The organism is uncultured Nocardioides sp. (assembly GCF_902805925.1).
Taxonomy (GTDB): Bacteria; Actinomycetota; Actinomycetes; order Propionibacteriales; family Nocardioidaceae; genus Nocardioides.
In genome coordinates, this window is sequence record NZ_CADCUP010000076.1 from 1 (window position 1) to 9,356 (window position 9,356).

The 9,356-nt window shown below is 70.9% G+C and carries 11 protein-coding genes; 7 read left to right on the forward strand and 4 right to left on the reverse strand.

The features are described from left to right. The coding region (locus QZX64_RS05345) for a 2-oxo acid dehydrogenase subunit E2 (RefSeq protein WP_295657564.1) at positions 1-273 on the forward strand (273 nt) is incomplete at its 5' end. Positions 274-352: 79 nt separating this feature from the next. On the opposite strand, the gene QZX64_RS05350 is transcribed toward QZX64_RS05345, so the two are convergent. Beyond that, positions 353-1,357 (reverse strand): SGNH hydrolase domain-containing protein, encoded by a 1,005-nt coding sequence (locus tag QZX64_RS05350; RefSeq protein ID WP_295657565.1) that lies wholly within the window; start codon positions 1,355-1,357, stop codon positions 353-355. A gap of 159 nt (positions 1,358-1,516) precedes the next feature. On the opposite strand from QZX64_RS05350, the gene QZX64_RS05355 reads away from it, so the two are divergent. Beyond that, complete coding sequence (locus tag QZX64_RS05355) at positions 1,517-2,407, forward strand: TIGR01777 family oxidoreductase (RefSeq protein ID WP_295657566.1); 891 nt, start codon at positions 1,517-1,519, stop codon at positions 2,405-2,407. Positions 2,408-2,413: 6 nt separating this feature from the next. Here QZX64_RS05355 and QZX64_RS05360 read toward each other — a convergent pair whose 3' ends face one another. Beyond that, entirely contained in the window at positions 2,414-2,917 is a 504-nt protein-coding gene (locus tag QZX64_RS05360) for a hypothetical protein (RefSeq protein ID WP_295657567.1), read from the reverse strand. A gap of 79 nt (positions 2,918-2,996) precedes the next feature. Between QZX64_RS05360 and lipB the strand changes: the two genes are divergently transcribed. Genes lipB through QZX64_RS05375 form a run of 3 tightly spaced genes read left to right on the forward strand, consistent with a single transcriptional unit; the run spans position 2,997 to position 5,466 of the window. Continuing rightward, positions 2,997-3,725, forward strand: coding sequence for a lipoyl(octanoyl) transferase LipB (lipB, locus tag QZX64_RS05365; RefSeq protein WP_295657568.1), 729 nt, complete (start codon positions 2,997-2,999; stop codon positions 3,723-3,725). Between the two features lie 43 nt (positions 3,726-3,768). After that, positions 3,769-4,710: a lipoyl synthase gene (gene lipA, locus QZX64_RS05370; protein ID WP_295657569.1), complete on the forward strand. Its 942-nt coding sequence runs from the start codon at positions 3,769-3,771 to the stop codon at positions 4,708-4,710. 39 nt (positions 4,711-4,749) lie between these two features. Continuing rightward, a complete protein-coding gene (locus QZX64_RS05375; protein ID WP_295657570.1) occupies positions 4,750-5,466 on the forward strand; it encodes a DUF4191 domain-containing protein in 717 nt (238 codons plus the stop codon). Positions 5,467-5,620: 154 nt separating this feature from the next. On the opposite strand, the gene QZX64_RS05380 is transcribed toward QZX64_RS05375, so the two are convergent. After that, a complete protein-coding gene (locus QZX64_RS05380) occupies positions 5,621-6,469 on the reverse strand; it encodes an LppX_LprAFG lipoprotein (RefSeq protein WP_295657571.1) in 849 nt (282 codons plus the stop codon). A 10-nt stretch (positions 6,470-6,479) separates the two neighbouring features. After that, positions 6,480-6,872 carry an RDD family protein gene (locus QZX64_RS05385; protein WP_295657572.1) on the reverse strand — a complete coding sequence of 131 codons (393 nt, stop codon included), beginning with the start codon at positions 6,870-6,872 and terminating at the stop codon, positions 6,480-6,482. A gap of 205 nt (positions 6,873-7,077) precedes the next feature. Between QZX64_RS05385 and glnA the strand changes: the two genes are divergently transcribed. Together glnA and QZX64_RS05395 are read left to right on the forward strand one after the other, a co-directional pair. Beyond that, positions 7,078-8,496: a type I glutamate--ammonia ligase gene (glnA, locus tag QZX64_RS05390; protein ID WP_295657573.1), complete on the forward strand. Its 1,419-nt coding sequence runs from the start codon at positions 7,078-7,080 to the stop codon at positions 8,494-8,496. 391 nt (positions 8,497-8,887) lie between these two features. Beyond that, positions 8,888-9,220 (forward strand): hypothetical protein, encoded by a 333-nt coding sequence (locus QZX64_RS05395; RefSeq protein WP_295657574.1) that lies wholly within the window; start codon positions 8,888-8,890, stop codon positions 9,218-9,220. Positions 9,221-9,356: the final 136 nt, after the last annotated feature.

The window sequence follows — 9,356 nt, forward strand, 5'->3', positions numbered from 1 at the left end:
GGCGGCACCTTCACGCTGACCAACACCGGCAGCCGCGGGGCGCTGTTCGACACCCCGATCATCAACCAGCCGCAGGTGGCGATCCTCGGCACGGGCTCGATCGTCAAGCGTCCTGTCGTGATCGACGACCCCAACCTGGGCGAGACCATCGCGGTGCGCTCGATGGTCTACCTCGCGCTGACCTACGACCACCGCCTGGTCGACGGTGCCGACGCCGCCCGCTACCTCAGCGAGGTCAAGCAGCGGCTCGAGGCGGGCCAGTTCGACATCTGAGCGACCGCACGCAACGAGCGCCGGGCCCCAGCCGGGGTCCGGCGCTCGTGTGTGTCGGGAGACCCGCCTCCATGTCGGCTCAGTCGGCCAGGTCTTTCCAGTCGTCGAGCTCCAGGGCGGCGCCGAGGGCGCGGCTGAGGTGGAGCACGTACTGGCGGTTGAGGTGGAAGGTGTCGCGGTACGCGGCATACCCGTCGATGACCGCCGGGCAGGCGCCGTCCGCGCACAGCCATGGCAGCGGCGAGACGTAGGTCGCGTCGTTCTGCTCCGTCGTCCTTCGCACCCGCTCGTCGTGCTGGTCGTAGACCCCGACGTCGGTGCTGACTCCGCAGACGTCGCTGGAGTCCACGTGCGCCGCCAGGCACACCGACGGCTCCTCCGGCAGGTACGGCGCCTCACCGATCACGAAGACGTCCGCGTCGTCGATCGCCGCCAGTGTCCGGTCGAGCCCCTCCTCCCAGATCCCACCGACCTCGACGTCGGGCTCCCACGTGTTGTCGGCGCGACCCGTGCCCAGAGCGACCGGCTGCCCGTTGCGCGCGACGGCGAAGTTGCGGACCGCGCCGGCGAGCACCACGATCTCCGGCTCCAACACGTCGATCACCGAGACCATGCTCTCGTTCGTCGTCGCACACTCGACGTACGGACGGTTCTCCGGTGCCAGCCACGGCGTGAGCCCCAGCAGCGGCGGGCACTGCATCTGCGTGCCGATGACGAGCCGGTACCCCGTCTGCTCGGCGATGCGTGTCAGAGCCGGTATCCACATCGCCGCCCTTGCGTCACCCCACAGAAGGATGCTGCGCTCCGCCTCCGGGGCTCCCATGACACATCCGTCGGGGATCTTCGCCACGTCGTAGTCACGCACGCACCGCTGCTCCGGCGGGCTCAGGACGCCGTCAAAGGCGATCCGCGCTAGTTCCGGCACCAGGTCATCGGGGAGCGACCTCTCCTCCACTGCCTTCCCGACCGCCGACTCGACGTCGTCCGGGGTGGGCAGCGCGCGGATGACCTCGACCGGGGACACCGGAGTCGCAGGCGGCGGCGCGGGCGGCTCCTCGCCGGTGCACGCCCCCAGCAGCAGCATGGCCGCGAGCGTCGGCAGGACGGCGGGGCGCGGCCATCGCTGAGCACGATGAGCACGACGAGCGCGATCGAGGAGGCGGACGACCATGTCCTGAGAGTCTCATGGGCGAGCCAGTGCTGATCGGGGCCGGTCAACCGGCACCGTGACAGGGTGGGTCGCATGCACGTGCTCATCGCCGGCTCATCCGGGTTCCTCGGCTCTCACCTCACCTCGTCGCTGCGTCGGCACGGGCACACAGTGACGACGCTCGTGCGTCGCGAGGCCCGGTCCCCCCACGAGCAGCAGTGGGACCCCTACGCAGGGGCCATGCCGCCCGGTGCGCTGGCCGGTGTCGACGTCGTGGTGAACCTCGCCGGCTCCCCCACCGCCGGCAACCCGCACTCGAGGGCGTGGGCCCGCGCGCTGCTGGAGTCACGGGTCACGACGACCCGGGTGCTCGCCGAGGCCGTCGCGGCAGCCGATCACCCTCCACGGTTCCTCGCCGGCAACGGCATCTCCTACTACGGCGACCACGGCGCCGAGCCCCTCACCGAGGCGGCCGCCTCGCGCGGTGACGCCCTGCTGACCGAGGTGACCAAGGCGTGGCAGGCCGCCACCGCACCGGCGAGCGAGGCAGGGGCCAAGGTGTGCGTCCTGCGCACCGCCCCGGTGATGGACCGCCACAGCCCGCCGCTGAAGCAGCTGCTGCCGGTCTTCAAGGCCGGGCTGGGGGCACGCCTGGGCTCCGGCACCCAGCACATGCCGATGATCTCGCTGCGGGACTGGCTGGGCGGGGTGTCCTTCCTGGCCGAGTCGCACGACGTCGGGGGACCCTTCAACCTCTGCTGCCCCGACACCCCCACCAACGCGGAGTTCACCCAGGCGCTGGCCGACTCCCTCGGTCGACGCGCCCGGCTGGCCGCCCCCGCGTGGGTGCTCGGTCGCGCCGGCGGCAGGATGTCGCCGGAGCTGCTGGGGTCGGTGAACGCGCGGCCCGACGCCCTCGAGCGGGCGGGCTACGACTTCCGCGACCAGGACGTCCGCGACGTCGTCGCCAGCGCGCTGGGCTGAGCGGGCTCACTCGCGCACCTCCTCGACCAGCCAGGCGCCGTCGACCCGGCGCAGGGTGATGTTCCGGGTGCTCGCCCGATCGGCCGGCAGCTGCACGCGGCGGCCGCCGCCCACAGCCACCGCACCGCGCATCCGGTCGGTCACCGACAGCGCCACCGCCGTCTCGTCGCGATGCAGCACCCGCACCCCGAGCACCTGCGTGCGGAGCCCCCGCACCGACAGCCCGCGGGCGACGTACGCCCGGAGCATCGCGGCGTCACGCCGCCCGGTGTGCGACCCGTCGACGTAGAGGGCGCGCAGCCCCCCGACGTCACCGGCCGCCCAGGCCTCGGCGCGGAGGGAGTCCCAGCCGTCGAGGATGGCCAGGCCGTCGGGTGGCTGGGCCCGGGCGGGCGGCGCGCCGGGTGCCGCGGGCTCGCGCGCGGACGTGACCACCCAGAGCGCTAGCACGACCAGGACGCTGAGCGCCGCCATCGCGGCGCTGCCGAGGACGAGTCTGCGGGCGAGCACGGGAGCACCCTGCCCTGGATCGGCGACGGCCGTCGGCCGTCGTCCACAGGGCTCGCGAGGCGGAGGTAGGGTCGGTCGCATGCCCTTCGATCTGCGTGTCGCCGGCCTCGGTGACGAGGCCGTCGACTACCTCGCCGCCTGGGAGCTGCAGCGCGAGGTGCACGCCGCCGTCGTCGCCGGCGAGGCCCCCGGCACGGTGCTCCTGCTCGAGCACCCGCCGGTCTTCACCGCCGGCAAGCGCACCGATCCCCACGAGCGGCCGCTCGACCCCGGCGGCGCCCCGGTCATCGACGTCGACCGGGGCGGCAAGATCACCTTCCACGGACCCGGCCAGCTGGTCGGCTACCCGATCGTCAGGCTGCCCGACCACGTCCACGTCGTCGACTACGTGCGCCGTGTCGAGGAGGCGCTCATCCTCGCCTGCGCCGACCTCGGTGTGACCACCGCCCGGGTGCCCGGTCGCAGCGGCGTCTGGCTGCGGGCCGACGACCGCGGGCCGGAGCGCAAGGTCGCGGCCATCGGCATCCGGGTCAGCCGCGGCGTGACCATGCACGGGTTCGCCCTCAACTGCGACGTCGACCTGGGCTGGTACTCCCGGTTCGTGCCCTGCGGCATCGCCGACGCCGGCGTCACCTCCCTGAGCACCGAGCTGGGCCGCGAGGTGACCACCGCCGACGCGCTGCCGGTCGTCGAGCACCACCTCCGCAGGCTCCTCGACTGGGCGCCGTACACGCCGACGCCCGACTACGAGGCGCGGCCCGAGCCGGGCCGCGCGCCCCGCATCGAGCTGGTCCGTCCTGGCGCCTGAGGCATGAGTTGGGGGCCCCTGGGGCCCGACGTAGAGTGACGGGGTGACGCTAGCTCCCGAAGGCCGCAAGCTCCTCCGTCTCGAGGTCCGCAACGCGGAGACCCCCATCGAACGCAAGCCGGAGTGGATCAAGACCCGGGCGAAGATGGGCCCCGAGTACACCGAGCTCATGGGGCTGGTGAAGTCCGAGGGGCTGCACACGGTGTGCCAGGAGGCGGGCTGTCCCAACATCTTCGAGTGCTGGGAGGACCGCGAGGCCACCTTCCTCATCGGCGGCGACCAGTGCACCCGCCGCTGCGACTTCTGCCAGATCGACACCGGCAAGCCGCAGCCGCTGGACCGCGACGAGCCGCGCCGGGTCGCGGAGTCGGTGCAGAAGATGGAGCTGCGCTACGCCACCATCACCGGCGTCGCCCGTGACGACCTCGAGGACGGCGGTGCCTGGCTGTACGCCGAGACCGTGCGCGCCATCCACGACCTCAACCCCGGCACCGGCGTCGAGAACCTCATCCCCGACTTCAACGGCAAGCCCGACCTGCTGCGCGAGGTCTTCGAGTCGCGTCCCGAGGTGCTGGCCCACAACGTCGAGACCGTGCCGCGCATCTTCAAGCGCATCCGTCCGGCGTTCCGCTACGAGCGCTCCCTGGACGTCATCACCCAGGCGCGCGACTTCGGTCTGGTCACCAAGTCCAACCTCATCCTCGGCATGGGCGAGACCCGCGAGGAGGTCAGCCAGGCGCTGGTCGACCTGCACGCGGCCGGCTGCGAGCTGATCACCATCACCCAGTACCTCCGCCCGTCGGTGCGCCACCACCCCGTCGAGCGCTGGGTCAAGCCCGAGGAGTTCGTGGAGCTCAAGCAGGAGGCCGACGAGATCGGGTTCGCCGGTGCGCTGTCCGGCCCGCTGGTGCGTTCGTCGTACCGTGCCGGCCGGCTGTACCGTCAGGCCCTGGAGTCCCGCGAGGGCGCTGTAGCGTCGCTCTGAGACCCACCCGCACCCGCACGAGCGACGAGAAGGCCACGCATGTCCAGCACCCTACCGGCGGCACCCGAGAAGCTGAGCCGGCGCAAGCAGTTCGCCCAGACCTACCGGATGGCCCGCAAGACCGACCGGGCTCTGCCCTGGTGGATCCTCGGCACCTTCCTGCTCGGTGCGGCCCTCGGCTTCGTCGTCCTGTGGCTGCTTCCCGGCTCCGGCACCATCTCGCTGGTGCTGAGCATCCTCAGCGCGCTGCTGATCGGCCTGCTCGGTGCGCTCATCGTCTTCGGCCGCCGGGCGCAGAACGCGGCGTACTCCCAGATGGAGGGCCAGCAGGGTGCGGCTGCCGCCGCCCTGCAGATGCTGCGCCGCGGCTGGAAGGTGGACCCCGTGGTGGCGTTCACCAAGCAGCAGGACGTCGTGCACCGCGTGGTCGGCCCGCCCGGCATCGTCCTCGTCGGCGAGGGCTCCAGCCCCAACCGCCTCAAGAGCCTGCTCATCAACGAACGCCGCAAGCACGAGCGCGTCGCCGCCGGTGCGCCGATCCACGAGGTGATCTGCGGCAACGGCGAGGGCCAGGTGCCGCTCACCCGGCTCGTGCGCCACGTCACCAAGCTCGGCAAGGCCGTCAAGCCGGCCGACATGACCGACATCCTGGCGCGGCTCAAGGCGCTCGACGCCAACCGCTCCAACATCCCGCTCCCCAAGGGCCCGATGCCCACCTCGATGAAGGGGATGCGCGGCAACCAGCGCGGCCGCTGAGCCTCGGCCCTGTCCGGAGTCGGCGGGGGTCGGCTGCGGACCGGGGTGCGCGAATGGGCACCAACGACATCCCAGCGGGCCCGATGCCTGCCGTTTGGGGCCGAACGACACCCCGCACCGCAGCCAGTCAGGTGCTGGCCGCCGGCCGCTGCGCTCAGCCGGCGGGGCTCATCGAGGGCATGCCCGACATGGTGGTGACCTGATCCTTGGCGGGGGCCTCGACCGAGACCTCCTTGCCCCAGTCGTCGATGTTCATCGTCAGCGTGCCGGTGGGGCCCAGGTCGCTCTCCATCTTGCGGAAGAGACCGTCGCCGTCGAGCCAGACGTCGTAGGCGAGCTCCTTGGGCAGCGCGCCGCCAGCGCCGCCGCCCGCCAGCGGCCCGGTGACCTTCTCGCTGTCGACGACCACGGAGTAGTGACGCATCTGCTCGCCCTCGACGTCCTCCTCACCGACCAGGGTCACCGAGGTGATGGCGTCCTCGAAGCTGTCGAATGCGGTGGCCGGGTCCAGCTGCTTGGTGAAGTCGCTCCCGAGCGGGTTGTTCGGGTCCTCCAGGTCGAAGCTGTAGAACTTGCCGTCGCCATTGGGCACCGACATGTAGAAGATGCCGTCCACCAGCCGCATGTCCAGGCCCTCGCCGGCCATCGCGCCGGACAGGGTCATCGCCATCGTCGGCGGGGTCGTGGAGTAGTCGATGTCGCCCTCGGCGGTGAAGCTCGCGTCGCCGTCGGTCTGCAGAGTCATGTGGGCCGTCGAGGACTTCTCGAACGCCGCCTTGTACTCGGCCACGAACTCGGCGGGGTCCACCTCCTCGCCCGCAGCGGCGGAGGGGCTCTCGGACGACTCGGCCGGCGACTCACCGGTGTCCGCCGAGGCGCTCGCCGAGGAGGCGTCGGAGGCCGAGTCGCCTCCCTCGTCGGAGCCGCACGCGGCCAGCGACACCAGGGCGATCGGGAGTACGGCGCCCGCGACTGCGAGCCGGCGGCGGTGGGAGGTCCTCATGCCGCCGAGGCTACCGGGCGACCCCCGAGGCCGTCTGCAGAGTGACGGTGGCCGTGCCCGCCGCGAGGTCGTGCAGCCCGCGCCCGTCGGGCCGGAACACCAGCGGTGGCAGCACCAGGCAGACCAGCACGTTGCGTAGCAGGGCGCTGAGCAGGGGCACCGGCCGCCCGCTGCCGTCGTACCGAACGGTGCGCAGGCGGGTGACGAGCTTGCCGAACGAGCCGCCCGCCCAGGCGGTGAGGAAGGTGGACTCCAGGACGAACACGCCCATCGTGTAGAAGCCGGAGAGGGGATCCTCGCTCCAGCCGCGGGTGCCGATGAGCACCACGACGACCAGCGTGGAGGCCAGCCAGTCGACCAGCAGGGCGAGCGTCCGGCGTGCCCACGAGGCGGTCTCGATCACCCCTCCAGGCTAGGCGGTGGCCGGGCGGCCAGCGGGCTGGGCATCTGTTACACGGGCGAAACAATCGGGATACGGTCAAGAAACTGCCCCTGCGTAGGTTCCGCACCATCCGGTGCAGTGCTGCACCCGGTCACGAGCACGCTGACACACCCGCACCCGCACCCGCACCCGGTCGAGGATGGATCCTCGGCCAAGGAGGACACGAATGTTCGCAAACAGCGACGAGCTGCTGAAGTACATCAAGGACGAGGGCGTCGAGATGGTCGACGTGCGCTTCTGCGACCTGCCGGGCGTGATGCAGCACTTCACGGTGCCGATCTCCTCCTTCGACCAGTCGGTGTTCGACGACGGTCTGAACTTCGACGGGTCGTCGGTGCGCGGGTTCCAGGCGATCCACGAGTCCGACATGGCGCTGTTCCCCGACCCGACCACGGCCTACCTCGACCCCTTCCGCGCCGCCAAGACCCTGGTCGTCAACTTCTTCGTGCACGACCCGCTGACCGGCGAGGCCTACTCGCGCGACCCGCGCAACATCGCCAAGAAGGCGCAGGCCTACCTGCGGTCGACCGGCATCGGCGACACGGCGTACTTCGCCCCCGAGGCCGAGTTCTACGTCTTCGACTCGGTCCGCTTCGAGACCAAGCAGAACGCCGGCTACTACCACATCGACTCCGAGGCCGGCGCCTGGAACACCGGCTCGGAGGACAACAACCGCGGCTACAAGGTGAAGTACAAGGGCGGCTACTTCCCGGTCGCGCCGTACGACCACTTCGGCGACCTGCGCGACGAGATCGTCATCGAGATGGAGAAGACCGGGCTGCACGTCGAGCGCGCCCACCACGAGGTCGGCACCGCCGGGCAGGCCGAGATCAACTGGCGCTTCAGCGAGCTGCTGCAGAGCGCCGACGACGTCATGAAGTTCAAGTACCTCGTGAAGAACGTCGCGTGGCGCAACGGCAAGACCGCCACGTTCATGCCCAAGCCGATCTTCGGCGACAACGGCTCGGGCATGCACGTGCACTCCTCGATCTGGAACGAGGGCGAGCCGCTCTTCTACGACGAGACGGGGTACGCCGGCCTCTCCGACATGGCGCGCTACTACATCGGCGGGCTGCTCAAGCACGCCAACTCGCTGCTGGCGTTCACCAACCCGACCGTGAACTCCTACCACCGCCTGGTGCCCGGCTTCGAGGCCCCGGTCAACCTCGTCTACAGCCAGCGCAACCGCTCGGCGTGCATCCGGATCCCGATCACCGGTGCGAGCCCCAAGGCCAAGCGCGTGGAGTTCCGCTGCCCCGACCCGTCGTCGAACCCCTACCTGGCGTTCTCGGCGATGCTGCTGGCCGGCATCGACGGCATCAAGAACAAGATCGAGCCGCACGAGCCCGTCGACAAGGACCTCTACGAGCTCCCGCCCGACGAGCACGCCAACATCCCGACCGTGCCCGGCTCGCTCAACGCGGTGCTGGACTCGCTCGAGGCCGACCACGACTTCCTGCTCGAGGGTGGCGTCTTCACCCCCGACCTGATCGAGACGTGGATCGACTTCAAGCGCACGCAGGAGATCCAGCCGATCGCGCTGCGTCCGCACCCGCACGAGTTCGAGCTCTACTACGACATCTGAGAAGACGCCCTGATGGGCGTCTGACCTGCGGTTTCTCCAGGCCCCGATCACCGTTTCCCCGGCTTTTCCCCGGGGTTGCGGTGGCCGGGGGCTGGTCCGTTCCCGGCCACGACGCTCGGACAGCGCGACCCAGGCAGCGGCCTCGGGCGTGCGGGAGGACCGGTGCGCCACGGGGTGAGGTCAACCATCTGCGCCGATTGCGGGATACTCGGGCGCACGGACGTTCCGTGCCATGAGTACCTCTCGGCCCCGGCCACAGCGCCCGGCGGCCTACACCAGCCAGTGCCAGGTCGTGTTGCGCCGCGGGTTCGCTCTCACACCGACGCTGAGCCGACTCGGGCTGGGACGCCTGCCCGTCGACTCGCACCTTCCGGCGGCTGACGCGGAGACCGTGCGGGCGCTCACGTCCGTTCCTCGGTACTACCGCAACCAGCGGGACGAGATCTCCGTCATCCCCATGCTCTTCGCCCAAGCGCAGTCGCTCACCACGCTCGGCGATCGGCCGCTGGCTGTGTTGACGTCGTCGGTGAACAGCGCCGACACCGACGGCTGGGCCGGCGCGCAGGAGCAGCTCGCAACGTTGTCGACCAACGCCGTGCAGCGCACCGTCGAGTCGACCCACGCCGGCATGGTCGAGGACGTGGGGCCCGCGTCAGAGGCGGTGCGCGCCATCACCGAGGTCCTGGCGTCGGTTCACACCACCGAGCCGCTGCCCTCCCGCTGACCCGGTGTCCTGCCCGCCACCGCACCGTCGGTCGCGTGCCGTCGTCGTCTACGGCTGATGCCGCGGCCGCCTTGGCGTCGCCCTGCTTCAGGCGCAGCGGCGCTGGTGGCGACGTAACGGGACAAGCGATGGGGGG

Excerpts from the sequence above, each read along its gene's own strand:
- QZX64_RS05350 (WP_295657565.1), bottom strand. The coding sequence starts at position 1,357 with ATGCTGCTGCTGGGGGCGTGCACCGGCGAGGAGCCGCCCGCGCCGCCG.
- QZX64_RS05355 (WP_295657566.1), top strand. The coding sequence starts at position 1,517 with ATGCACGTGCTCATCGCCGGCTCATCCGGGTTCCTCGGCTCTCACCTC.
- lipB (WP_295657568.1), top strand. The coding sequence starts at position 2,997 with ATGCCCTTCGATCTGCGTGTCGCCGGCCTCGGTGACGAGGCCGTCGAC.
- QZX64_RS05375 (WP_295657570.1), top strand. The coding sequence starts at position 4,750 with ATGTCCAGCACCCTACCGGCGGCACCCGAGAAGCTGAGCCGGCGCAAG.
- QZX64_RS05380 (WP_295657571.1), bottom strand. The coding sequence starts at position 6,469 with ATGAGGACCTCCCACCGCCGCCGGCTCGCAGTCGCGGGCGCCGTACTC.
- glnA (WP_295657573.1), top strand. The coding sequence starts at position 7,078 with ATGTTCGCAAACAGCGACGAGCTGCTGAAGTACATCAAGGACGAGGGC.